The 22,780-nt window shown below is 71.2% G+C and carries 22 protein-coding genes; 14 read left to right on the forward strand and 8 right to left on the reverse strand.

What is annotated here, in order from left to right; genetic code table 11:
• Window positions 1-28 precede the first annotated feature (28 nt).
• Window positions 29-937 (forward strand): winged helix-turn-helix domain-containing protein, encoded by a 909-nt coding sequence (locus ACWD4O_RS14450; RefSeq protein WP_451280019.1) that lies wholly within the window; start codon window positions 29-31, stop codon window positions 935-937.
• Here the strand turns inward: ACWD4O_RS14450 and ACWD4O_RS14455 are convergent.
• Entirely contained in the window at window positions 927-1,121 is a 195-nt protein-coding gene (locus ACWD4O_RS14455) for a hypothetical protein (protein ID WP_450948448.1), read from the reverse strand. The genes ACWD4O_RS14450 and ACWD4O_RS14455 overlap by 11 nt on opposite strands.
• 155 nt (window positions 1,122-1,276) lie before the next feature.
• On the opposite strand from ACWD4O_RS14455, the gene ACWD4O_RS14460 reads away from it, so the two are divergent.
• The 6 genes from ACWD4O_RS14460 to ACWD4O_RS14485 all read left to right on the forward strand — a co-directional run bounded on the left by ACWD4O_RS14460 (window position 1,277) and on the right by ACWD4O_RS14485 (window position 8,692).
• A complete protein-coding gene (locus ACWD4O_RS14460) occupies window positions 1,277-2,167 on the forward strand; it encodes a GntR family transcriptional regulator (protein ID WP_451280020.1) in 891 nt (296 codons plus the stop codon).
• Window positions 2,168-2,196: 29 nt separating this feature from the next.
• On the forward strand, window positions 2,197-2,925 hold the full coding sequence (locus ACWD4O_RS14465; protein WP_451280021.1) for an HAD family hydrolase: 729 nt from the start codon (window positions 2,197-2,199) through the stop codon (window positions 2,923-2,925).
• A gap of 267 nt (window positions 2,926-3,192) precedes the next feature.
• Window positions 3,193-5,382, forward strand: a complete 2,190-nt coding sequence (locus ACWD4O_RS14470) for a phosphotransferase (protein ID WP_451280022.1) — start codon at window positions 3,193-3,195, stop codon at window positions 5,380-5,382.
• A gap of 40 nt (window positions 5,383-5,422) precedes the next feature.
• A complete protein-coding gene (locus tag ACWD4O_RS14475; RefSeq protein WP_451280023.1) occupies window positions 5,423-6,040 on the forward strand; it encodes a TetR/AcrR family transcriptional regulator in 618 nt (205 codons plus the stop codon).
• A 56-nt stretch (window positions 6,041-6,096) separates the two neighbouring features.
• Window positions 6,097-8,142, forward strand: coding sequence for a HelD family protein (locus ACWD4O_RS14480; protein WP_451280024.1), 2,046 nt, complete (start codon window positions 6,097-6,099; stop codon window positions 8,140-8,142).
• 31 nt (window positions 8,143-8,173) lie between these two features.
• Window positions 8,174-8,692, forward strand: coding sequence for an HAD domain-containing protein (locus ACWD4O_RS14485; RefSeq protein ID WP_451280025.1), 519 nt, complete (start codon window positions 8,174-8,176; stop codon window positions 8,690-8,692).
• An 18-nt stretch (window positions 8,693-8,710) separates the two neighbouring features.
• Here the strand turns inward: ACWD4O_RS14485 and ACWD4O_RS14490 are convergent, their stop codons facing one another.
• Window positions 8,711-9,454 (reverse strand): patatin-like phospholipase family protein, encoded by a 744-nt coding sequence (locus tag ACWD4O_RS14490; protein WP_451280026.1) that lies wholly within the window; start codon window positions 9,452-9,454, stop codon window positions 8,711-8,713.
• Window positions 9,455-9,711: 257 nt separating this feature from the next.
• Here ACWD4O_RS14490 and ACWD4O_RS14495 point away from each other — a divergent pair, with 257 nt between their 5' ends.
• Both ACWD4O_RS14495 and ACWD4O_RS14500 read left to right on the forward strand, forming a co-directional pair.
• Window positions 9,712-10,407: a sigma-70 family RNA polymerase sigma factor gene (locus ACWD4O_RS14495; protein WP_451280027.1), complete on the forward strand. Its 696-nt coding sequence runs from the start codon at window positions 9,712-9,714 to the stop codon at window positions 10,405-10,407.
• Window positions 10,408-10,550: 143 nt separating this feature from the next.
• Complete coding sequence (locus ACWD4O_RS14500; protein WP_451280028.1) at window positions 10,551-13,322, forward strand: AAA family ATPase; 2,772 nt, start codon at window positions 10,551-10,553, stop codon at window positions 13,320-13,322.
• Here the strand turns inward: ACWD4O_RS14500 and ACWD4O_RS14505 are convergent.
• Window positions 13,270-13,836, reverse strand: coding sequence for an AAA family ATPase (locus tag ACWD4O_RS14505; protein WP_451280029.1), 567 nt, complete (start codon window positions 13,834-13,836; stop codon window positions 13,270-13,272). The two genes, ACWD4O_RS14500 and ACWD4O_RS14505, sit on opposite strands and share 53 nt — an antisense overlap.
• A 93-nt stretch (window positions 13,837-13,929) precedes the next feature.
• Between ACWD4O_RS14505 and ACWD4O_RS14510 the strand changes: the two genes are divergently transcribed.
• A complete protein-coding gene (locus ACWD4O_RS14510) occupies window positions 13,930-14,301 on the forward strand; it encodes a VOC family protein (RefSeq protein WP_451280030.1) in 372 nt (123 codons plus the stop codon).
• Window positions 14,302-14,367: 66 nt separating this feature from the next.
• Here the strand turns inward: ACWD4O_RS14510 and ACWD4O_RS14515 are convergent, their stop codons facing one another.
• The gene (locus ACWD4O_RS14515; protein ID WP_451280031.1) at window positions 14,368-15,051 is read right to left on the reverse strand and encodes a hypothetical protein; all 684 of its coding nucleotides are present in this window, start codon (window positions 15,049-15,051) and stop codon (window positions 14,368-14,370) included.
• A gap of 3 nt (window positions 15,052-15,054) precedes the next feature.
• Complete coding sequence (locus ACWD4O_RS14520) at window positions 15,055-15,462, reverse strand: hypothetical protein (RefSeq protein WP_451280032.1); 408 nt, start codon at window positions 15,460-15,462, stop codon at window positions 15,055-15,057.
• A gap of 265 nt (window positions 15,463-15,727) precedes the next feature.
• On the opposite strand from ACWD4O_RS14520, the gene ACWD4O_RS14525 reads away from it, so the two are divergent.
• The 4 genes from ACWD4O_RS14525 (at window position 15,728) to ACWD4O_RS14540 (ending at window position 18,707) form a co-directional block, all read left to right on the forward strand.
• Window positions 15,728-16,576 carry a putative RNA methyltransferase gene (locus tag ACWD4O_RS14525; RefSeq protein WP_451280033.1) on the forward strand — a complete coding sequence of 283 codons (849 nt, stop codon included), beginning with the start codon at window positions 15,728-15,730 and terminating at the stop codon, window positions 16,574-16,576.
• A 358-nt stretch (window positions 16,577-16,934) separates the two neighbouring features.
• On the forward strand, window positions 16,935-17,357 hold the full coding sequence (locus ACWD4O_RS14530) for a helix-turn-helix domain-containing protein (protein ID WP_451280034.1): 423 nt from the start codon (window positions 16,935-16,937) through the stop codon (window positions 17,355-17,357).
• Window positions 17,358-17,506: 149 nt separating this feature from the next.
• Window positions 17,507-18,196 carry a hypothetical protein gene (locus ACWD4O_RS14535; RefSeq protein WP_451280035.1) on the forward strand — a complete coding sequence of 230 codons (690 nt, stop codon included), beginning with the start codon at window positions 17,507-17,509 and terminating at the stop codon, window positions 18,194-18,196.
• Between the two features lie 163 nt (window positions 18,197-18,359).
• The gene (locus ACWD4O_RS14540) at window positions 18,360-18,707 is read left to right on the forward strand and encodes a DUF2516 family protein (RefSeq protein ID WP_358803763.1); all 348 of its coding nucleotides are present in this window, start codon (window positions 18,360-18,362) and stop codon (window positions 18,705-18,707) included.
• Window positions 18,708-18,880: 173 nt separating this feature from the next.
• Here ACWD4O_RS14540 and ACWD4O_RS14545 read toward each other — a convergent pair whose 3' ends face one another.
• The 3 genes from ACWD4O_RS14545 to ACWD4O_RS14555 form a co-directional block, all read right to left on the reverse strand.
• Window positions 18,881-20,374, reverse strand: coding sequence for a PP2C family protein-serine/threonine phosphatase (locus tag ACWD4O_RS14545; RefSeq protein ID WP_451280036.1), 1,494 nt, complete (start codon window positions 20,372-20,374; stop codon window positions 18,881-18,883).
• Window positions 20,375-20,625: 251 nt separating this feature from the next.
• Window positions 20,626-21,723, reverse strand: a complete 1,098-nt coding sequence (locus ACWD4O_RS14550) for an NlpC/P60 family protein (RefSeq protein ID WP_451280037.1) — start codon at window positions 21,721-21,723, stop codon at window positions 20,626-20,628.
• A 220-nt stretch (window positions 21,724-21,943) separates the two neighbouring features.
• Complete coding sequence (locus ACWD4O_RS14555) at window positions 21,944-22,774, reverse strand: class I SAM-dependent methyltransferase (protein WP_451280038.1); 831 nt, start codon at window positions 22,772-22,774, stop codon at window positions 21,944-21,946.
• Window positions 22,775-22,780: the final 6 nt, after the last annotated feature.

Here is a 22,780-nt window from a genome sequence, read left to right on the forward strand (position 1 = left end):
AGATGGCGGGAAGTTGTACTGTGCGAACGTGGAGCCGGAACATGCCTCCGTCAATGCGCGGAGGAGGGCGGAGCGGCCGCAGCGGTCACACCGCGAGGTGGCCGACGAACTGCGCACCCGGATCAGAACCGGGGTGCTGCGGCCGGGGGAGCGCATGCCCACGCAGGCCAGGCTGGCGGACGAGTTCGGCGTCGAGCGGGGTGCGGTGCGCCAGGCGCTTCGCATTCTGCAGTCGGAACGGCTCCTCACCAACGTCTCCAAGGGAAGTCCGGCGACGGTCGCCGCGCAGCCGGGCGCGGGCGGCCCCTCGACAGGACCGGCGGCGACGCCGCAGGCGTCCATGGTCGCGCTTCCGCCGCGTGTCACCGAGGCCTTCGCGGCCGATCATGTGGAGGTCGACGCGCTCTGTCTCACCGCGGTCTCGCTGACACTCGCGATCGGCGAACCCCTGCGGCAGATTCACGCGGGGCATCTGAAACCGGCCAAGATCGACGTCCGCGTCCTGTTGCCGTCCCGGGACATCGACCTCGCTTTCCCGGCGCCGGTGGACGTCTCGGCCACCGGGCGGCTGCAGCGCCGTTGGCTGGCCCATCGCAACGCCCAGGGTCAGGTGCTGCGGCACAACCTGCTCACCCTGCGCTCCACGCACGGCATCGATGTGCGCGTCACCTTCCGCGCGCTGCCCTTCACCCCGCCCGTCAAGCTGTATCTCCTCAACGGGACGGAAGCCCTGTTCGCGTACTACACGGTCATGCGGGGCGAGCAGACGATCGACCAGGAGCTCCTGGAGATGTACGACGCCGAGGGCACGCGGTCGGTGCTGTTCGCCTTCGAACAGGGCGCCGGACCGCGTGACACGACGTTCGTGGAACAGTCCCACCTGTGGTTCAACGCACTGTGGGAGACCATCAGCTCGGAGCTGGTGCTCACGAGTTGACGGCGGGCCCGGTCGCGAGAAGGGCGAGGATCACGGCGCCGACCGAGCTGATGGCCGGGCTCTTGGCCTTGATGCCGATGCTGAGCAGAAGCAGACCGACGGCGCCGGCGGTGCCGTACTTCCACTGGATGGTCTGCTCTACGCCGACGACGAACACGGCACTGAGAAGGACGAGGACGGGCATGGCGGTTCCCCCCTTCGGAGGCTGGTAGTGGGAAGCAAACCTTCCGCCAACTCGCTTAAGTTGGCAACCAACTATGATTATGTTGTCCCCAGTTGGCAGCAACTGCTAAACAACTTTCAAACAACTGCCGTCAGATGGATGGAAGTTGTAGCGTTTTGGTTGTGACCCAGGAGAGCGTGGCGGAGAACGTGGTAGTGAACGGCAGCAGAAGGGCCTCGCCCCAGGAGATCGCCGACGTCCTGCGCGAGCGCATCCGCGCCGGGGACCTCAAGGCGGGCGACCGGCTGCCCACCCAGGCCGAGCTCGCCGACGAGTTCGGCGTGGAGCGCGGCACCGTACGCCAGGCCCTGCGGATCCTGCAGGAGGACGGACTGCTCACCAACGTGAGCAAGGGCAGCCCGCCCCGGATCGCACAGCCGCCCGAGCCGGGCCGTGACGAGCCGCAGCCCACGATGGTCGGCCTCGCCCCACGACTGACCGCGGCCTTCGCCGCCCCGCACGTGCGCATCGACGCGGCCTGTCTCACCGCCGAGAGCCTCATCCCGGCCCTGGCCGAGCCCCTTCGGCTGATCTACGGCGGCAGGCTGCGCCCCCAGAAGATCGACGTCCGCATCCTGCTGCCCTCCCGGGACATCAGCCTCGCCTTCCCGGTCCCGGTCGAGGGGAGCGGCGAGGACGACGCCGTCCATGGGCGCTGGCTGGCGATGCGCAACGCGCAGGGGCATGTGCTGCGGCACAACCTCCAGACGCTGCGCTCGCACGGCATCGACGTCAGCATCACGTTCCGCGCGCTGCCGTTCACCCCGCCGGTGAAGCTGTACCTCCTCAACGAGCAGGAGGCGCTGATCGCGTACTACATGGTGACCCGCCGCGAGGAGCCCACCGACACCGGAATCCTCGACATGTACGACGTTCTCGGCACCGAGTCGCTGCTCTTCTCCTTCGAGAAGGCGGCCGGTCAACGCGATGCCGCGTTCGTGGAGGAATCCCAGAAGTGGTTCGACGCCCTCTGGGAAACCATCACGACGGACCTGACACTCTCCTAGTGACCTCTGAGACGACGCAGACTGAACAGGTGGCAGCCAACACCGAGAACGAGACGGGAAACGGGACCGCGGAGCTACGGGAGGCGATCACGCGCGCGCGGGTCGTCCTGTGGGACTTCGACGGGCCGATCTGTCGCCTCTTCGCCGGCCACTCGGCGGAGGGGGTGGCCGACGGCCTGGTGGAGTGGCTCGAAGGGCGGGGCCTGCACCACCTGCTGACGGAGTCCGAGCGGGCGTCGCTCGACCCGCACGTCGTGCTGCGCGCCGTGGACCGTCGGCGCCCCGGCAGCGACCTGGTCGCGGAGCTGGAGGAACGTCTCACCCAGGAGGAGCTGAAGGCCACGGCCTCGGCGATGCCCACGCCCTACGCCGACCCGCTGATACGCACCCTGAAGGCCCTCGACCGGCGCCTGGCGATCACCACGAACAACTCCCCCCGGGTCGTCGACACCTACCTGCGCACCCGGGGCCTCACCACCTGCTTCGCCCCCCACATCTACGGCCGCACACAGGAACTGCGCCAGCTCAAGCCCCACCCGCACTGCCTGAACCGCGCCCTGCGCGCCATGGGCTCGGCGCCCGACACCGCCCTGATGATCGGCGACACCCCCTCGGACTTCCTGGCCGCCCAGGCAGCCGGCGTTCCTTTCCTGGGCTACGCGCGTAACGAGCGCAAGGAGAAGGTACTGAGGGGCGCGGGCGCGTCGCGGGTCGTGAACTCGCTGGAGCCGGTGCTGTGGGCGGCCAGGACGCTCTGAGCACGTCGGGGTCGCCGGACGCGCACATCCGGCCGCAGGCCGAGCGGACCGATCGCGCCGAACAGCCGGTGCGGCTGCGCTAGCATTCCCCCCAATCGCGCGAGCAATCGCTCCCGTCCATACGTATGAGACGGCGAACCAGCCAGTCTCGGACGGCCTGACGTGGACGAGTGGCATACCACCCATTGGCTCACTCGATCATCGCTCCGGTCGTGCGGCCCTTACCGTTTGCCCTAACCAGCCCAGCGCGACTATCCGGAGCGGCCAGTGGTCGACCACCTTGTTCCCCTTCGTCATCTCGGGGAACGAGCCGCCGAGGACACGTCCGACGTCCTGCGCGCCTTTGTCGGGGCCGCCGAGTCGACGCAGGCGTCCAGCGGCCACCACCATCGCAACCATGTGCTGCCGCTGACGCCGGAGGTGGCACGTCTGGTGGGCCGCGAGGCCGGCACGGCCGTGACCGTGCGCATCCGGCGCCGGGACGCGCTGCCCGTGGTGATCAGGACCTGGCAGAACGAGGCGGCGATCCTCGACGCCGTGCAGGGCGCGCTGCCCCACGCGCCCGCGTGCCTGGTCCGGACGCCGGACTACGCCATCCACAGCTTCGTGGAAGGCGTACCGCTCTCCGCCATCTGCGGAAACGGCAAGCCTGTCGACACCCTGCTGATGAAGGCGCTGACCGGGCTGCTGGCGCAGATGACGCAGGTGCGCCGGGCGGCGCTGCCGGATCTGCCGAGTTCCTGGCCCGCCTGCCACAGCGACAGCCAGGCCTTCCTGAAGACCCTGGCGCATCTCGCCGACGAACAGATCCGCAAGCCCAACTGGCGTGAGTTCGGGGGCCTGTTCAAGGCGCTGGGCATCTCCGACGACGCCTTGGTCCAGCTGGCCGAGCGGGTGCCCGCGATGAACCGGCGGCCGTACAGCCTGCTCCACGCGGACCTGCACCGGGACAACCTGATCGTCTCGTACGACGGCGACCCGTCGCTCGGCTGTGTCGACTGGGAACTGGCGACCTACGGCGACCCCCTGCACGACCTCGCCACCCACCTGGTGCGCATGCGGTACCCGGACCACCAGTGGAGCGAGGTGATCGATGCGTGGGAGACGGCCATGCGGGGCTTTCGGCCCGGCGCGGTCAAGGGCCTGGGCGAGGATCTGGCCCACTACCTGGACTTCGAGCGGGCGCAGTCCGTCTACCCCGACGTCATGCGGGCCGCGCGGTCGGTGCAGGAGTCGTTCACGCAGAAGAGCCTGGACGAGGCGACGGTCGAGGTGAGCCGGGCTCTGCAGGCGGCGGCGGAGCCCCTGCGGCTCAGGAACGTTCCGGCGAACGACGAGATCGAGCGGGCTCTCTTCCGGTGGCTGGCATCGCGTGGCGACGGGGAGACCAGCGGCCGGGACCGGATCGCGAAGGCCTTCGGCTGGGAGCCGGATCCGCGTCTTCCCGAGAACCCCGGCTTCCCGGCGTCCGCCGTGCGGGACGCACTCCTCGCGGAGGGAGCCGCCCCGGCGCACCGGGTCTTCAAGGGAACCGCGCACCTCAACTCGGTGGTCCGGCTCCCGGACGTGGCGACTCCCGTGGTCGTGCGCCGCAAGCTGCCCGACGTCTCGCGCCGGGAGCCCAAGTACCTCAGCGAGCACGTCGTCCTGCGGGCGATCCAGGAGTCGCGCGTCCGGGTCGCGGCGCCGGAGGTCCTCGCGCTGGGGGTGAGCCACCCGGACGACAGCTTCAGCATCCACACCTACGTGGGCACGGACATCGACGAGCCGCCCAGCCACCCGGTGCACGGACTGCTCCCGCACGAGGCGGACGCGCTCGTCGACCAGTTGTGCGAACTGACCCGGGTGAACCACACGCGGATCGATCCACAGGCCGGGGACGTCGACTTCTACGAGTGGCTGAAGGAGCAGCTCGTCGGTCTGGTGCGGGACCTGCCCAAGGAGTCGTTGCAACTGGCCCGCCTGCTGGGGCTGCCCGACGAGCGACGGCTGTGGAAGATCCTGTCCCGGCACCGGGTGAGCCACCGGGCGTCGGCCCTGCTGCACGGTGACCTCAACCCGTGGAACCTGGTGCGCCGCAACGACACGCTGGCCCTGACGATCATCGACTGGGAGATGGCCCTCGTCGGCGATCCCCTCTACGACCTGGTCCGGCACATGCACCTGACGGAGACGAAGCCCGAGATCAGGGAGCGGATGTTCCTGCGGTGGCAGCGGCGCCTGGCCCCGAAGTACACGAGGAACTGGCGGGAGGACTGGACCGTCTACCGCGGCATCGAGATCGTCCGCTCCGCGTACATCGATCTCGACCGCCTGACGACCGGGGCGGGCCTGGACGCCCCCAACGTCCGCCGTGCCGTGGACTCCTACGCCGAAACCCTCGTAGCCGCCACCGCCTCCCTGGGCCTCTCCGTCCCGGCAACGGCAACCCCCTGTCTCGCCCGCGCCCTGGCCTAGCTCAGGAAACCGGTACCGGGTTCGGTCGTAGGCTCGCCCCATGAGTGAGACCGGGCTGCGTGAGCGCAAGCGGCAGCGGATGTACCAGGCCGTGTCGGAAGTCGCCATCCGGCTCTTCCTGGAGCGCGGCTTCGACGCGGTGTCCGTCGCCGAGATCGCCGCCGCGGCCGAGATCTCCAAGCCGACCCTCTTCCGGTACTTCCCGGCCAAGGAGGACCTGGTCCTGCACCGGATCGCCGATCACGAGGGGGAGGCGGCGCGGGTCGTCGCCGCGGGGCGGGCCGAGGGGCTCGCGCCGCTGCCCGCCCTGCGCCGGCACTTCCTCGACGGACTGGCCGCCGACGATCCCGTCACCGGCCTCAACGACCACCCGGCGGTCCGCGCCTTCTACGACCTCCTCTACGGCACGCCCTCGCTGGTCGCCCGGCTGTACGGCTACCTGGAACGCTCGGAGGAGGCCCTCGCCGAAGTCCTCGGCGGCGGGCTCGACGCCCGGCTGGCGGCCGGCCAGATCGTCGCCGTCCGGCGGATCCTCGCCGAGGAGAACTGGCGGCGGATCGCGGCGGGCGAGCCGGTGGCGGACGTACGGGCGGACGCGGTGGCGGCGGCGGAGCGGGCCTTCGCGGTACTGGGGGCCGGGCTGCCGCAGCTCACCTGATCTTTGAGGCTCGGTAAAAGATGTGACTCAGTTGCATTTTTCGTTACCCTGGACCCATGCCGCCCTCCGCCGACCCCGCCGCAGGCGATGACCTCGCCACCGCCCTCCGCCACGAACGCGCCCACCACGACGCCTGCCGAGCCGCCTTCGCCGCGATGGTCGAGGGCGCCGACCTCCAGGTGGCCACCGGCGAGGACGTCTCCGCCTCCGGCGCCGACGCCGAGGTCCTCGGATACCAGTTCCGCAGCCACGCCAAGGCCCTGCACGAACTGCCCGAGGGCCCGCTGTTCTTCGGCCGGCTGGACTTCCTGACCGGAGAACCCGGCCACCACATCGGCCGGCTCCGCATCAGCGAGCACCCGGCCGCCCCACCCCTCGTCGTCGACTGGCGCGCCCCCGTCTCCCGCGCCTTCTACCAGGCCAGCGCCCGCGACCCCCAGGGCGTGGCCGTACGGCGCCGGTTCGGCTGGGCGCCCGGCAGCCGGGGCGACTCCGCCGACCTCACCGGCATGGAGGACGAACCCCTGGCGGACGGCCGGTCCGAGAGCGGCGACGGCGGCTTCCTCGTCCGTGAGCTCGAACGCCCCCGCGTCGGCCCCATGCGGGACATCGCGGCCACCATCCAGCCCGAGCAGGACGACCTCGTACGCGGGGGCCTCGCCGAGTCCGTGTGCGTGCAGGGCGCCCCCGGCACCGGCAAGACGGCCGTGGGCCTGCACCGGGCCGCCTACCTCCTCTACACCCACCCCCGGCGCATCCAACGCGGCGGACTGCTGATCCTCGGCCCCAACCGCGCCTTCCTCTCCTACATCGCGGAGGTGCTGCCCTCCCTCGGCGAGACCGGCGTACGGCAGTCGACCCTCCACGACGAGATCGGCCGCCACCCGGTCACCGGAACGGACCCCGACCGCACCGCCGCCCTCAAGCACGACGCCCGGATGGCCGAGGTGCTGCGCCGCGCGCTGTACCGCCGGGTGACCGCCGAGGGCGTCGAGGCGCTCGCCGTCCCGGAGGGCTCGTACCGCTGGCGCGTCACCGGCGATGAGCTGACGCGGATCGTCGCCGGAGTGCTCGCCGACGAACTGCCGTACGAGACCGGGCGGGAGCGGGTGCGCAGCCGGATCGTGCGCCGGATCCAGGAGCAGGCCGAACGCCGGAGCGGGCCGCGTCCCGCCGCCTGGACCCGCCGGATCGCACACGCGCGGCCGGTGAGCGCGTGCGTGGAAGCGGTGTGGCCGAAGACCGGCCCGGAGGAGGTGCTGGCCCGCCTCCTCACGGACCCGCAGGAGCTGGCGCGCTCGGCGGACGGCGTCCTGGACCCCGACGAACAGCGCGTTCTGCACTGGCCGTGCCCGCCCCGCTCCTTCAAGTCGGCCCGCTGGTCGGCCGCCGACCTCGTCCTCCTCGACGAGCTGGCCGGCCTCCTCGGCCATCCCCGGGGATACGGTCATGTCGTCGTCGACGAGGCCCAGGACCTCTCCCCGATGGAGTGCCGGGCCGTCGCCCGCCAGGTCCCCTTCGGCTCGCTCACGGTCCTCGGAGACCTGGCCCAGGGCACCACCCCCTGGGCGGCCGCCTCCTGGCCGGTCCAGCTGACCCACCTGGGCAAGCCGGAGGCGACGATCGTCCCCCTGACCATGGGCTTCCGCGTCCCGGCCGCCGTGCTCACCCTCGCGGGCCGCCTCCTCGACCGCCTCGACGCCGACGTCCCACGCGCCGACTCCCTGCGCCGGGACGGCGAACTGCGCATCCGGCGGGCGGACGGCGATCTCCGTGCCGCGGTCGCCGCCGCCGTCCTCGACGCCCTCACCCGCGAGGGCTCGATCGGCGTCATCGCCGCGGACGCGCAGGTCGACGGCGTCCGCGAGGCCCTGACCACGGCCGGCATCCCGACCTCCGGCCCGGACGACCCGGCCGCCCGCGTGACACTGGTCCCCGCGACCCTCGCCAAGGGCCTCGAGTACGACCACGTCGTCGCCGTCGAACCGGCGGCCGTCGCGGAATCGGAGCACCGCGGCCTGAACCGCCTCTACGTGGTGCTGACCCGCGCGGTGTCGACCCTGGAGGTGGTCCACGAGCGGGAGTTGCCCTGGGAGGGGTGAGCCGCTTTCCGCCAGGGCATTCTGTACGGCGATGCTGCTCTTCCTCGACGTCGACGGAACGCTGATCCCGTTCGGAGCCACGGACCCCTACCCGCAGTACGGACCACCGTCGCCCCCGCACTCGCTCCCGCACCCCCTGCTGCCCCGCCTCGACCCGGCGTTCGGCCCCCGACTGCTCGCCCTGGGCTGCGAGTTGGTGTGGGCGACGACCTGGCTGGACGACGCGAACACCGTCCTCACGCCATGGCTCGGCCTGCCCGCGCTGCCGGTGGTGGAGTGGCCGGAGGAGACGGATGAGACGGATGAGACGGAGGGGGCTGAGGGGGATCCGCCGGGCGGTGGTGTGCACTGGAAGACGCCGGCTCTGGTCGCCTGGGCCGCGGGTCGCCCGTTCGTCTGGCTCGACGACGAGATCAGCCGCGCCGACCGCGACTGGGTCACCGTCCATCACCCCGGCCGTGCTCTCCTGCACCGCGTCGACCAGCGGCGCGGCCTCACCGAGCGGGACTTCGCGGTGGTCGAGGACTGGATCGGGCGGGTCTGGGTCTAGAAGGCGTCTGGGGTCCGGTCAGTTCCAGCTCTCCAGCGCCTCCCGGGCCGCCAGATACCCCCGGTCGATCAGGTCCGGGACGCCGGCGGCCGACCAGGAGGAGTGTCCGGCGGTGTCGATGGTGACGACCAGGTCGGCGTGTCGGCCCTGGCCCGGGTGATCGGGACGGGACTCGAACCAGCGGCGCCAGCGGGTGTTGCCGCGTCCGAAGCCGACGGCGATGACCCGTTCGGCGCCGAGCCGGTGCGCGGCCCAGACCGGGGACGGCGACAGCACGGCGCCGTCCACGCACAGCGCGCCGCCCTCCTCCAGCCGGACCGGCGGGAACAGGCCGGGCACGGCGGTGCTGGCCCGCACGGCAGCGGTCAGCGAGCCGGAGGAGACCAGCCGGGGCGTCGTGGAACGCAGCTCCGTGACCACCGCGCCGAACCGGGTCGGCAGCTCCTCTATCAGCAGGTCGCCGAGCATCTGTTCGATGCTGCGGACCATGGGCGTGGTGTCCAGCAGCCCGAGGCGCGGGGTGATCGCGGCGGACCCGAAGTCCGCCCACTGCGCCCGCAGCAGTCGCGAGGTGATCCGCTCGCTGCCGGCCCCGGCCGCCCAGGCCCCGCCGATCAGCGCCCCCGCACTGGCCCCGGTCACCACGGAGATCTCGATCCCGGCCTCCTCGAGGGCCCGCAGCACACCCGCGTGCGCGGCGCCGAGGGCCGCCCCGCTGGACAGGACCAGGCCCACGGCAGGCGACTGCGGCGGCGACGACACTGATGGGCTCCCTCGATGTACCGGCTGGGCCGGTATGGTCCCACGCCCGCCCATCAGACGATCTTGAGGCGTCGGTCGCCCCGTGGAAAGCCCCGGGGCCACGGTGGCGCCACGCTCGACCCCGGGGGTACACCCGGGTTTCCACGGGCGCGCCCGGGGCCCGGGCCGGACGACGGTGGCTGGGTCACTGAGCCGGGTCCTGGCGCACGATGAGCCGGCCCCGGCGATCCGGACCACCGGGATCGGGGAAGATCGTCATGCGCTTGTCCAGCATCGACGTCGGGTCGGAGCGAGACTCGTCGGGAGCGGGTACGACCGGGAGCGCGACGGCGACCGCCGTTCGCTCCGGGCCCGAGGCGGCAGCGGAGTTCGAGAGCCTCCGCTGTCTGCTGTTCAGGATCGCCTACCAGACGCTGGGTCGCGCCGTGGACGCCGAGGACGTCGTCCAGGACGTGTGGCTGCGCTGGCAGGGCGCGGACCGCGCACAGGTGCGCAACCGGGTCGCGTTCCTCGTGACCGTCACCACCCGGGTCGCGCTGAACGCGGCGACCTCGGCCCATGCCCGGCGCGAGGTCTGCGCCGGCGGATGGAGTCGCGAACACGATCTCGCGTCCGTCGATCCGGAGGGGGAGGCCGAACGCGGGGAGGCGATCGAGTCCGCGGTCGGGCTGCTGATGGAGCGGCTGACGCCCGTCGAACGCGCCGTCTACGTACTTCGCGAGGCGTTCGAGTATCCGTTCCGGGAGATCGCCGAACTGCTCGAGCTCAGCGAGGTCAACGCCCGGCAACTGGCGTTCCGGGCGCGCAGGCATCTCGCCGGGCAACGGCGCAACCCGGTCGACCCGACGCAGCGGGACGGTCTGCTCGAAGCCTTCCTCGACGCGGCGCGGGCCGGCGACATGCCGCACCTCATCGATCGGCTGCGGGCACCTCACGCCCTGCCGCAGACCTGATGGTCCCCCGTCCGGCTGCCTGGCCGTCCGGCCGTCCGGCTGATGGGCCGGTGATTGTCCGGGCCGCACGCGCGGGGCATGATGGGGACGACCCGAGTTGATCAGGGTCTGGTTCTGCCCCTTGACCTGCGCGGTGGTGGTGGATGTCGAGCAGCGCTCCTCGGCGCGGGCTGCGTGGCCGAATCGACGAGTGCGGGGCGCTCGATCAGATGCTGGCCGGCGCCAGGGCCGGTCGGAGCCAGGTGCTGGTGCTGCGCGGCGAGCCCGGGGTCGGCAAGTCCGCCTTGGTGGAGTACCTGGTGGAGCGCGCGGCGGGATGTCAGATCCTGCGGGCCGCCGGTGTCGAGTCCGAGATGGAGCTGCCGTTCGCCGGGCTGCACCAGCTGTGCATGCCGATGATGGGACAGCTCGAGCGCCTGCCCGGGCCGCAGCGTGACGCCCTGGCCATCGCGTTCGGTCTGAGTGCCGGGAGCGCGCCGGACCGTTTCATGGTCGGACTGGCCGTGCTCAGCCTGCTGGCCGAGGTGGCGGAGGGCCGGCCCCTCGTCTGCGTGGTGGACGACGCCCAGTGGCTCGACCGGGTCTCCGCGCAGACGCTGGCCTTCGTCGCGCGTCGGCTGCTCGCGGAGCGGGTGGTGCTGCTGTTCGCGGTGCGTACGTCGACGCCTGCCGCGGTGGACGACCAGTGGGTGCCGCTGCGGCAGCTCGTGATCCGGGGACTGCGCGAGGACGACGCGTGTGCGCTGCTGGACTCGGTGGTCCCCGGGCGGCTGGACGAGCGGGTCCGGGACCGGATCGTCGCCGAGACCCGCGGCAATCCGCTGGCCCTGCTGGAACTGACGCGCGGGGCGACCGCGGCGGAGCTGGCCGGCGGGTTCGGGCGGCCGGACGCACGGCCGCTGGCGAGTCAGATCGAGCAGAGCTTTCTGCGGCGAATCGTTTCGCTGCCGGATGCGGCGCAACGGCTGCTGCTGGCGGCGGCCGCCGAGCCGGTGGGGGACGTGCCGTTGCTGCGGCGGGTGGCCGAGCGGCTCGACATCGCGCCGGACGCCGCGGGGGAGGCCGAGGCGGCGGGGCTGATCGAGTTCGGCGCGCAGGTGCGGTTCCGTCATCCGCTGGTGCGTTCGGCGGCCTATCGAGCGGCCGACCCCGGAGGCCGCCGGGATGTGCACCGTGCGCTGGCCGAGGCGACCGATCCCGAGTTCGACTCGGACCGCCGGGCCTGGCATCGCGCCCACGCGGCGGTCGAGCCCGATGAGGCCGTGGCGGGCGAGCTGGAGCGCTCGGCCGGCCGGGCCCAGGCGCGCGGCGGTCTCGCGGCGGCGGCCGCGTTCCTGAGACGCGCGACCGAGCTGACGCCCGATCCGGCCAGACGCGGAACGAGGGCGGCGGCCGCGGCGCAGGCATCCTTCGAGGCAGGGGCCCCCGACACGGCGCTCGAACTCCTCTCCGCCGCGGAGCTGGGCCCGCTGAACGAAGTCCAGCAGGCCCGGCTGATCCGGCTCCGCGGCCAGATCGTCTTCGCGCGCAGACGCGGCGGTCAGGCCCTGCCGCTGCTGCTCGACGCGGCCGGCCGACTGGAACGCGTCGACGCGGGGCAGGCGCGCGAGGCGTATCTCGAGGCGATCGGAGCAGCGGTCGTCGCCGGTCGGCTCAGCGGCCGCGCCGGATTGCGGGAGGTGGCCGAGGCCGCCCGTGCAGCACCGCGCGCACCGCAGCCTCCGCGGCTGACAGACCTCCTTCTGGACGGCCTGGCGACCCGGTTCACCGAAGGCTACGTCCAGGGTGCGCCGCCGTTGAAGCTCGCGCTGCGGGCGTTCCGGAATGCCGCCGGACGGGGCGAGGACGACGTCATGCGCTGGCTCTGGCTGACATGGCTGGTCGCCGGTGACATGTGGGACGACGAGGCATGCCAGGAACTGGCCACGGGCGCGGTCCGGACGGCTCGCGAGACCGGCGCGCTCAATTTCCTTCCCCTGGCCCTCTGCTACCGCGCCGTCCAGCATGTACATGCCGGGGAGTTCGACCTCGCCTCGGCGTTGATCGACGAGTCCGACACCATGACGGAGGTGACCGGCAACTCGCCCCTCGGGTACGCCACGGCGTTCCTCCTGGTCTGGCGTGGCGACGACGTCCAGGTGGCGGAGTGGATCGACGGCCGGGTCCGGGACGCGACGTCCTGGGGCGAGGGGCGGGCGATCGGGCAGGGCAATTACCTGATCGCGGTGCTGTACAACGGCCTGGGCCGCTACCAGGAGGCCCTGGCCAGGGCCGAACGGGCATGGGAGCACGAGGAGCTGGCGGGTTTCGGGTTCACCCTCTTCGAGCTGGTCGAGGCGGGTGCTCGCAGTGATGCCCCCGAGGCGGCCGCGGCGGCCCTGCGCCGGCTCGAGGAACAGGCCGAGGCCAGCGGCACCGACTGGAGCCTGGGCGTCGTGGCCCGGTCGAGAGCGCTGCTCAGCGACGGTCCGGCCGCCGACCTCCTGTACCGCGAGGCCATCGAGCGCCTCGAACGCAGCCGGATCGCCGTCCACCTCGCGCGCACCCACCTCGTGTACGGCGAGTGGCTCCGCCGCGAGAACCGGCGCGTCGAGGCGCGCGAGCACCTGCGCACCGCCTACGAGCGGCTGCGCGGCTTCGGAGCGAGCGCCTTCGCCGAGCGCGCCCGTCGCGAGCTCCTGGCCACCGGCGAGTCGGTACGGCAACGCGCCGTCGACGTACGGGAGGTCCTGACCGCGCAGGAGGCGCAGATCGCCCGACTGGCCGCCGACGGCAAGACGAACTCCGAGATCGGCGCGGAGCTGTTCATCAGCCCCCGCACGGTCGAATGGCACCTGCACAAGGTGTTCACCAAGCTCGACGTCAACTCCCGGAACAAACTCCGCGGCGCGCTGGCCCGCCCGCGCGGCTCCTGACGGCCTCCGCGATCTGCTGGGCGGCCTGGGCGGGCGTGAGATGCGTGGTGTCGACGACCTCGGCCTCGTCGTGCAGCCAGGTGCGGGCCGCTTCGGCGTAGGGCTCGAGGTATCTGAGCCGGAACGGGGAGTCGGGACCGAGGACGGTGTCGCCCGCGATGCGTCCGCGGAGGGTGTCCTGGTCGGCGTGGAGGACGAAGTGCCGTACCGGGACGGCGTGTTCGGCCAGGCCCGCGCTGATCTCGCGCCAGTACTGCTCGACCAGGACGGTCATGGGGATCACCAGAGTGCCGCCGGTGTAGTCGAGCACGCGGCGGGCGGTCTCGACGACGAGCGGCCGCCACGGCGGCCAGTGCTGGAAGTTGTCCGTCGTGGGCAGCCCCGGCGTGATGTCCATGAGCGTCTCGCCGACCTTCTCGGCGTCGAACACCCGTGAATCCGGGATCAGCTGCTGCACGAGCGCACTGGTCGTCGTCTTGCCCGCGCCGTGGGTGCCGTTGAGCCATACGATCATGCGCCCCAACGCTAGCGCCGTGCGAGAGGTTCTGACCCGCAGCTGTCTCTAGGGTGTTCTCGCGGAAGTCCCACTGGTCGGCCCGGAGGTGCCATGTCCCTGCAGATGAAACTGGTTGCGATAACCCTCGACTGCGGTGATCCGCCGGCTCTGGCAGCGTTCTACCAGCAGGTCACCGGCCTTGAACCGCACCCGAAGTCGGACGCCGACTTCGCGGCTCTCAACGGTGAGCACGGCCTCGTCATCGGTTTTCAGCGGGTCGACGACTACCGGGCTCCGAGCTGGCCCGGCCAGACCGTTCCCCAGCAGCTTCATATCTGCTTCAAGGTCGACGAGGACCTGGAGGTGGCCGAGGCCCGGCTGCTGGAGCTGGGCGCGGGCAAGCCGGAGCACCAGCCGCACGGGGACAGGGCGAGGGTTCTCACCGATCCGGCGGGCCACCCCTTCTGCATCAGCCGGCCCTGAACAGCCTCTGCCGATGTCCGTTCCCAAATGATCTGAATGGGCGAGGTGTCTCTGAGCTGGGCCTTGTCAGTTCTGCTGGGACTCATCCCGCAGGGCGTCGTGGTCCTCCGGTGTCATTACGAGCATCAGAGACCTTCCCAAGGAGTCGGTCCAGCGGAAGAGGGCGTCGTTGGAGAAGGTGTGGGAGTGGATCCTTTCGCGAAGGGTGGGGACGCTCAGCCGGTGCTCGGCCTCTGTGTACCCGGCGTTGATGGTGCGCCGGTGCTGGCTGAGGTTCGCCCATCGGCGAGGTGCCCGTAGGGCCCGCCAAGCAGGATCGGCCACCATGCCCAGCAGCGTGACGAACTCTGGGTAGGTGGCGATGTACTCCCGCTCGTCGACGCGTCGCCTGATGATGTTCCCGTAGATGGCTTCCTTGGGAGGGAGCTGGGCGAGGCGGTCATTCCAGCGTGAGAGCAGATGAGGCTGGTTCTTGTTCAGGAGCCAGGAGCGGACCAAGTGCTGCGCTTCCTTCGTCGCTGCTTCCAGGGTGTCGGGGAAACGGCGGGCGATCCGTCGGTGTCGGAGCTCAGCGGTGATGAGCTCTGGGAGGTGGCCGACGCGGTAGTGGCGATTGCCGTCGACCCAGATGCCGTGTCGGCGGCAGAGCTGGAGATCGGCGGGGCGGTGCAGATACCAGCCGAAGACTTCTCCGCGGACCGGTGGCAGAGGAAGCGGCAGGAGCCGGACCGGAGCTTCCCAGGGCTCCATCGCTCAGGCTGCCTTCGGCTTGCGGGCGCGCTTGGCGCGGCGGTGATCAGGTTGGGGCTGCTGGACGGCGTGGTCGAGCTCGATCGCGTCGAGCATGCGCTTGGTGATCTTTTCTGCGCCGGTGTCGATGGCGTCGACTACGGCTTCTCGGATGAGCTGGGAGAGGCTGCCGATCAGTCCGCCGGTGCGGTCGTGGAGGTAATCGGTCATGGCGACCAAGGTGCCGGGACGATGTGCGTGCAGTCGCAGGGAGTCTTCCATGGTCACTACCAGGGCCTGCCAGTGCTCCTTGTCCGCGCGGTTCTTGTGGCTGAAGGGCCGGGAGGGGATGACCGTGTAGCGGCCGGCGATCTGCTGTCCGCGGGTGCCCTGGAACAGGCTGCTGGTCTCGACGTGGAGACCAGCAAGCACGAAGGTGGCCGCGATCCGTAGGCTTTCGGTAGGCCTCGTAAGGTGTAGGCATGTGGACCCAGCACACCCAGGCTCTGTGATCACGAGGTATTGAGGGCGATGCCGTAGGGCGTCGCCCTCCTTGGCGTGCCTGCTACGTGATCCATCTTCCTTGCGCCGCCCGCACCGAGGCGGCGGGTTACCGGGCCTCGTCTTCTTACGACGGCGGCCTCTGAGAGCGCGTACAGGCACGGTCCCTTTCCTTCACCGTTGCCAGGAGTGCCTTGTGCCTGCGTTGCTTCCCCCTGCCCTCGAACCGTTCCTCGACTCGCTGCGCTGCCCGGTGTGCCGCACCAGTCTCCGATCCGATCGTGGCTCACTGCGCTGCCCGTCGGGCCACACCTTCGACATCGCCCGTCAGGGTTACGTCAGCCTCCTGACGGGCGCCCGCGCCACCAGCGGTGACGACGCAGCCATGGTTCAGGCCCGAAACCAGTTCTTGTCCACTGGCAGGTACGCCCCTATTCGCCGGACCCTGACCCGTATGACAGCCGACGTCCTGCCTGGTCAAGGCACGGTCGTGGACATCGGATGCGGCACCGGCTACTACCTGGCCGGCGTACTCGATCAACTGCCCGGCGCCCGCGGCCTGGGGCTGGACGCGTCAGTACGCGCCTTGCGCTCGGCGGCCCGAGCCCATCCGCGAGCCGCTGCGGCGAGCTGGGATGTCTTCCGCCCCTTCCCCTTGGTCGACCAGACGGTCGACGTGATGCTGGACGTGTTCGCCCCGCGCAACCCGGCTGAGTTCCACCGGGTACTCCGTCCGACCGGCCGGTTGATCGTGGTGCGCCCCGTCGAGCGGCACCTGGCTGAGCTACGGGGCCAGGTCCCCGCGATGGTCGCGATCGACCCGGACAAGGAACAGCGCCTGCACCAGGCGCTGGACCCCTACTTCGAGGCCGCCTGCACCCAGCACGTCGAATACACCGCGCCCCTGACCAGGCAAGAAGCCATCGACCTGGTGGGGATGACACCGAGCGCACGCCACCTGACCCCCGCGGACCTGAGCGGCCACGGCTCCCTGCCCAGTCGGGTGACCGTCTCCGTGCTGGCCACCTCCTACCAGCCTCGGTAACCACGAGCGGGCGGAGAGGCCTGCTGAACCGGCGAACCAATGGGCGCGCCTGGCGCCCTACCTTCCTGGCAATTCGGGCAAGGTGGGGCGTCCGCCCGCTGGCCGTCGTGATCTCCCAGGCCATCCGACAGCCGGAGCGGTGGGCACTGCCCTCGCGGGCAGGCGGCTCTGGTGGGCTGGTCGCTGCGCAGGTCGTCCGGGACCCGTTCACTTCACACTGCAGACCCGGTGGGAAATCGCAGATAGGCCGGGAACGGACACCTATCGTGCTCAGGCTCATCGTCGGTCGCGAGTGGCGCGACACACTATTGCAAGCAGGTGCTTGCAATAGTTAGCGGCGGTGGTGCATGGTGAAGGCATGGCATCGCTCAACGTCGGCAACCTCGGTGAGTACCTGCGAGAGCAGCGGCGCAACGCGCAGCTGTCGCTCCGGCAGCTCGCCGAAGCCGCCGGCGTGTCCAACCCGTATCTCAGTCAGATCGAGCGCGGGCTGCGCAAGCCGAGCGCGGAGGTGCTGCAGCAGGTCGCCAAGGCGCTGCGGATCTCCGCCGAGACGCTGTACGTGCGGGCCGGCATCCTCGACGCGGAGCGGGACCGGGACGAGGTCGAGACCCGAGCGGTCATCCTCGCCGATCCCACGCTGACCGAGGCGCAGAAGACGGCGCTGCTCCAGATCTACGAGTCCTTCCGCAAGGAGAACGGGATCGAGATCGGGAACGACGCCGATCCGCGGCAGACGGCTCAGGAGAGCGACGCCGATCCGCAGCAGACGGCCGGTTGACCGGACCAGGGGACCGACCGCCCCGCTGCGGACCTGCAGGACCCTCAGCCGAAGCCGACGTGCTCGGCGCACAGGAACCGCACGACCTGTACGACTCACACGACCCATACGACCCATACGACGAACGTGAATCCGGGAGGACCTTCACCATGGCCATCACCGACGACCTGCGCAAGACCTTCAGCGACCCGACTCCTTTCTACTTCGCCGCAGGCACCGCCGATCTGGCCCTCCAGCAGGCGAAGAAGGTGCCGGGTCTGGTGGAGCAGCTGCGCACCGAGGCCCCGGCCCGCTTCGAGGCCGTCCGCAACACCGACCCCAAGGCCGTGCAGGAGAAGGCCGGCGCCCGTGCCAAGGAGGCGAGCGCCAAGGCCAAGGAGGCGCAGGAAGCTCTCCAGGCCAAGGTCACCGACTTCATCGGCACCCTCGACGGGGACATCAAGAAGCTCGGCAGCACCCTCGACGCCGACCTGAAGAAGCTCGGCGAGTCCGCCCAGGACCTCGCCCTGCGCGGTGTCGGCGTCGCCGCCGAGTACGCCGTCAAGGCCCGTGAGACCTACGAGAAGGTCGCCGAGCACGGCGAGCAGGCCGTGAAGACCTGGCGCGGCGAGGCCGCCGAGGAGATCCAGGAGCTGGCGGTCGCGGTCGAGCCGAAGGCCGAGCCGGTCGAGGTCAAGGAGACCGAGGCGCCGAAGCCCGCCGCGGCCGAGGCCAAGTCCGAGCCCGCCGCGGCGAAGAAGCCCGTCGCGAAGAAGGCGCCGGCCGCCCGCAAGAGCACCGGTACCAGCACCGGCACCGGCACCGCGACCGCGAAGAAGCCGACGCCGCCCGCCAAGTGATATCGACCGCCGGGACGGACACGGCAGACAGCGACATAAAGTCACGGGCCGGGCACTGATCGGGTGCCCGGCCCGTTGTTCGGGTAGGGGGAGCGCGGTTGCGGGTACGGTGACCGCGTAAGCAAGAGCGAGTCGAGACACGTCGAGTCGGGTGGTGGACGTTGTGCTGATGGAAGGCTTCGCGGGCCTGGTGTGGCTGCTCTACCTAGCCATGCTGGTCCTTGCCGTGGCGGCGCTGGTGATGGCCGCTCTGTTCCGTGACGACGCTTACCGGGCCGCCGACAAGAAGAACAAGGGCTTCTGGCTGATCATCCTCGGCATCACGGTCGCGGTGAACCTGCTGGTGCCGATGCTCTTCCTGCAGCTCGCGGGCCTCGTCGCCACGATCGTCTTCTTCGTGGACGTACGCCCCGCCCTCAGGCAGGTCTCGGGCGGCGGCGGAGGCTGGCCCGGCCGCCGAGGCGGCAGCAGCAGCGACGGCCCCTACGGCCCGTACAACGGCGGCCGCTAGCGCCTTCCCGGCAGAGCCCAGTAACGCGACTTTCCCAGTAACGCGACTGCCCCTGGGGCGCAGCCCCCAGGGGCGCGGGGAACTGCGCGACCGGCCACAGCGGTCCCGCAGTCGGCCGACCACGCATGCCCCACGCCGGGTGGCCGCAGGGGCGCGACGAGAGACGCCTACCGCTACGGAACCCGATCCAGCAACACCACCGCCACGTCGTCCGTCAGCTCGCCCCCGTTCAGCTGCCGCACCTCGTTCACCGCGGCCCGCAGCAACGCCTCTCCGCCCAGCCCCTCGGAGAGCTGGCGACGGATCATCTCCAGCATGCCGTCCTGACCCAGCCGCTCCCGGCCCTCGCCGATCCGCCCCTCGATCAGGCCGTCGGTGTACAGCATCAGGCTCCACTCCGCGCCCAGCTCGACCTGCATCCGCGGCCAGCGGGCGCCCGGCAGCAGGCCGAGGGCGGGGCCGTTGTTGTCGTACGGCAGCAGCCTGGCGGGCCGGTCCGGGCGGGCGATCAGCGGCGCCGGGTGGCCGGCCAGGCACAGGCCGGCCCGGCGGCCGTCGGGCGCGATGTCCACCGTGCACAGCGTCGCGAAGATCTCGTCGTCGTCGCGCTCATGCTCCAGCACCTGCTGGAGCGTGTTCAGCAGTTCGTCCCCGCACAGCCCCGCCAGGGTCAGCGCCCGCCAGGCGATGCGCAGCTCCACGCCGAGCGCCGCCTCGTCCGGGCCGTGGCCGCAGACGTCGCCGATCATGGCGTGCACGGTGCCGTCGGGCGTGCGGACGGTGTCGTAGAAGTCGCCGCCGAGCAGCGCACGCGAGCGGCCCGGGCGGTAGCGGGCGGCGAAGCGCAGCGGGGAGCCCTCCAGAAGGGGCGTGGGCAGCAGCCCGCGCTCCAGGCGGGCGTTCTCCTGCGCGCGCAGCTTGCCCTCGGCGAGCCGCCGTTCGGCCGTGTCGGAACGTTTCCGCTCCACCGCGTAACGGATCGCGCGGCTCAGCAGCCGGCTGTCCAGCTCGTCCTTGTAGAGGTAGTCCTGGGCGCCGACGCGCACCGCTTCGGCGCCGCGCTCGGCGTCGCCGGACGCGGTGAGCGCGAGCACGGCGTGCCGGGGCGCGAGGCGGAGCACATGCCGCAGGACGGCGAGCTCGTCACCGGAGGTGGCGGTGGCCGAGGACCGGCCCGGGGCGGGCAGCGCGAGGTCCAGCAGGATGCAGTGGACGTCGTCGGTGAGCAGCCGCTCGGCCTCGGTGAGGTTGCGCGCGGTGCGCACGCGGATCGGCTTGCCGTCCGCGTCGAGCAGGTCACGCACGATCGGCGCGGCCGTGGGGTCGTCCTCGATCAGCAGCAGGGTGAGGGTGATGTGCGCATTGCCCACACCGGTGGCGCTCACACCGCCCGCGCCCGCGCCCACACCGACGGTGCCGGTGGCGGTGGCGGTGGCGCTCATGCCTGTGCTGCTCACGCCATGGTGGACGCCGTCGGCGGGCGTGGCGTTGAGCGTGGTGTCGTTCTCGGCCGTCGTCGCCTCGTTGCGACCGGCTTCTTCCTGGCGACTGGCTTCTTGCTTGCGACCGGTCTCGTCCTTGGAGGGGCCGTCGACTGCGGGCGAGGCCTGCGCCTGACCACACTCCACGGCCGGGATCGCTCTCTGCCGCGGCACGGGTACGGGCATCGTCTTGGGTTCCTTCCCTCCCCCCGAGGGCATGGCGGGGACGAGGGACCTCGACCCACCGACCGGGACCATAGCGGCAGAAGGCGTCGCAACGGAATGGCGTGAAGCATGCGGCTTGATCTCTCGCCACTGTCATATGCCGCGTTCCGTACCGCAGTTGGGCAGGGCGGGAGCGGAGCGAGGATGACGAACGTCACGTCCGCCCGGGGTTTGGGAGGCCGGGCGGGGTGCCTTGGGTCACGTGGGCGAGGTCACGCGTCCGGTCGTACCACCCCGAGTATCGGCATCGAGCCCGCTCCCGCGAGGGTGACCGTCCGGCCCGGGCGCGGGGCGTGGACGATCAGGCCGTCGCCCACGTACATCGCCACGTGGCTGGCGTCGTCGAAGTAGATGATCAGGTCGCCGGGGCGCATGTCCGCGACGGCGATGTGCGGCAACTGGTTCCACTGCTCCTGCGAGGTGCGCGGTATCACCAGGCCGGCGCTCTTCCAGGCCTCGGAGGTGAGCCCGGAGCAGTCGAAGGAGTCCGGGCCCTCGGCGCCCCACACATACGGCTTGCCCATCTGCGCGGTGGCGTACTGCACGGCCTTCGTGCCCTGCACGGTCGCCGAGCTGTTGATCTCGGCGAGGACGCCGGTGTTCAGCCAGGCGGTCTGCGCCTGCTGCGCGGCCTGCGCCTCCAGTTGTTCGAGGCGCTTCTTGTCCTCCTTCTCCAGCTGGGACTCGAGCTTCTCGGCCGCCGCGATCTGCGTCTCGATCTTCTTCTGGGCCGCCGCCTTCGTCTTGCGGCCCGCCTCCAGCTGCTGCCACTGCGCGGAGGCGTCCTTGGAGTACTGCTCCAAGTCCTCCTGGGTGCGGGTCAGTTCGCTGAGCAGGCCCTTGGTCGCGCGCTCGCCCTGGAGCACCCGGCCGGCGCCGTTCAGGAACTCGGTCGGGTCGTCGCTCAGCATCAGCTGCGCTTCGTCCGGCAGGCCCCCGGTGCGGTACTGGGAGCGGGCGGCGGCGCCCGCGCGGTCCTTCAGGGCGTCCAGCTTCTCCCGGCCCTCGACGATCTTCTTGGCTGATTCGACGATCTCCGCGGACTGCTTCTTCGCCGCTTCCTCGGCCGCGTTGTAGGCGTCGGTGGCGACCGCGGCGTCGTGGTAGAGCGCTTCGAGCTGGGTGCGCACGGCCTCGAGGTCCTTGTTGGACGCGGTCGAGGGGAGCGCCGGTGCGGTGGACCCCGCCGTCGACGACGGTGTGGGGCTGGGGCTCGGGCTGGCGAACGCCGTGCCTGGCGCTCCCCATACGGTGACCGCGCAGACCACGGTCACAGCCACCACGAGCAGGCCGCGCTTGCCCGTTCCCATACCCCGTCCCCCAACCCTGATTTACCGTCAGTAACTTACGGTGCACGGGGGATCGTGTCATGTCACGGCCGAAAACGACAGAGGTGCCGATAGAGGTGACAACAGAACGACAGGAACAGTTCTGCTCTTCCCTCTCTCCCGCCCCGGCATGACGATCTCCCCGCCATTGTGACGAACGACTCATGGGGATCGTTCCCGGCGGTCGCGGAGAAACCGTGACTCAGTTCCTGGGCGCCAACGCCCCCCACCGCACCGTCACTTCCCCCTGCCGCCAGCGCCTCGGGCCGTCCGTCACCGGCCAGTCGGCCGTCAGGTCCCGTACCGCGCGGATCCACCGCTGGCGGGCGCCGTACGACGCGTAGGGCGCGGCCGCCGCCCAGGCGCGGTCGAAGTCGCGCAGGAAGGCGTGCACCGGCTCGCCCGGGACATTGCGGTGGATCAGCGCCTTGGGCAGCCGCTCCGCCAGGTCCGAGGGGCGCTCCAGGGAGCCCAGCCGGGTCGCGAAGGTGACCGTGCGCGGGCCCTCCGGCCCGAGCGCGACCCACACGTGCCGGCGCCCGATCTCGTCGCAGGTCCCCTCGACGAGCAGTCCGCCGCGCGACCCCGTGGCCGGATCGGCCGGCGCGAGCCGCGCGCACAGCCGCTCCCAGACGGCGGCGACCTCGTCCTCGTCGTACTGCCGCAGCACGTTGGCGGCGCGGACGAGGTGCGGTCGCCGGGGGAGCGGGCCGGGCAGCGGGAGCTCGAACCCGCCGTGCCGGAAGACCAGCCCCTCGCGCGCGTACGGCTCGGCGGCCGCGACCCTGGCCGGTTCGATCTCCACGCCCACGACACACGCGCGTGGCGCGACGGACCGCAGCCGCTCGAGCAGTTCGACGGCCGTCCAGGGCGCGGCCCCGTATCCGAGGTCGACGGCGACGGGCTCGGCGGCGCGGCGCAGCTCGCCGCCGTGGACTGCGGCGATCCAGCGGTCCATGCGGCGCAGCCGGTTGGGGTTCGTCGTCCCGCGCGTGACCGTGCCCACGGGGCGGTTGGGGGCGCGGGATGTCATACCTGT

The organism is Streptomyces sp. NPDC002623 (assembly GCF_053592635.1).

Bases quoted from the DNA above. Each gene is read 5' to 3' on its own strand.
- ACWD4O_RS14500 (WP_451280028.1), top strand. From the start codon at position 10,551: ATGTCGAGCAGCGCTCCTCGGCGCGGGCTGCGTGGCCGAATCGACGAG.
- ACWD4O_RS14505 (WP_451280029.1), bottom strand. From the start codon at position 13,836: ATGATCGTATGGCTCAACGGCACCCACGGCGCGGGCAAGACGACGACC.
- ACWD4O_RS14480 (WP_451280024.1), top strand. From the start codon at position 6,097: ATGCCGCCCTCCGCCGACCCCGCCGCAGGCGATGACCTCGCCACCGCC.
- ACWD4O_RS14545 (WP_451280036.1), bottom strand. From the start codon at position 20,374: ATGCCCGTACCCGTGCCGCGGCAGAGAGCGATCCCGGCCGTGGAGTGT.
- ACWD4O_RS14515 (WP_451280031.1), bottom strand. From the start codon at position 15,051: ATGGAGCCCTGGGAAGCTCCGGTCCGGCTCCTGCCGCTTCCTCTGCCA.
- ACWD4O_RS14530 (WP_451280034.1), top strand. From the start codon at position 16,935: ATGGCATCGCTCAACGTCGGCAACCTCGGTGAGTACCTGCGAGAGCAG.
- ACWD4O_RS14550 (WP_451280037.1), bottom strand. From the start codon at position 21,723: ATGGGAACGGGCAAGCGCGGCCTGCTCGTGGTGGCTGTGACCGTGGTC.
- ACWD4O_RS14475 (WP_451280023.1), top strand. From the start codon at position 5,423: ATGAGTGAGACCGGGCTGCGTGAGCGCAAGCGGCAGCGGATGTACCAG.
- ACWD4O_RS14495 (WP_451280027.1), top strand. From the start codon at position 9,712: ATGCGCTTGTCCAGCATCGACGTCGGGTCGGAGCGAGACTCGTCGGGA.
- ACWD4O_RS14510 (WP_451280030.1), top strand. From the start codon at position 13,930: ATGTCCCTGCAGATGAAACTGGTTGCGATAACCCTCGACTGCGGTGAT.
- ACWD4O_RS14485 (WP_451280025.1), top strand. From the start codon at position 8,174: ATGCTGCTCTTCCTCGACGTCGACGGAACGCTGATCCCGTTCGGAGCC.
- ACWD4O_RS14535 (WP_451280035.1), top strand. From the start codon at position 17,507: ATGGCCATCACCGACGACCTGCGCAAGACCTTCAGCGACCCGACTCCT.
- ACWD4O_RS14455 (WP_450948448.1), bottom strand. From the start codon at position 1,121: ATGCCCGTCCTCGTCCTTCTCAGTGCCGTGTTCGTCGTCGGCGTAGAG.
- ACWD4O_RS14555 (WP_451280038.1), bottom strand. From the start codon at position 22,774: ATGACATCCCGCGCCCCCAACCGCCCCGTGGGCACGGTCACGCGCGGG.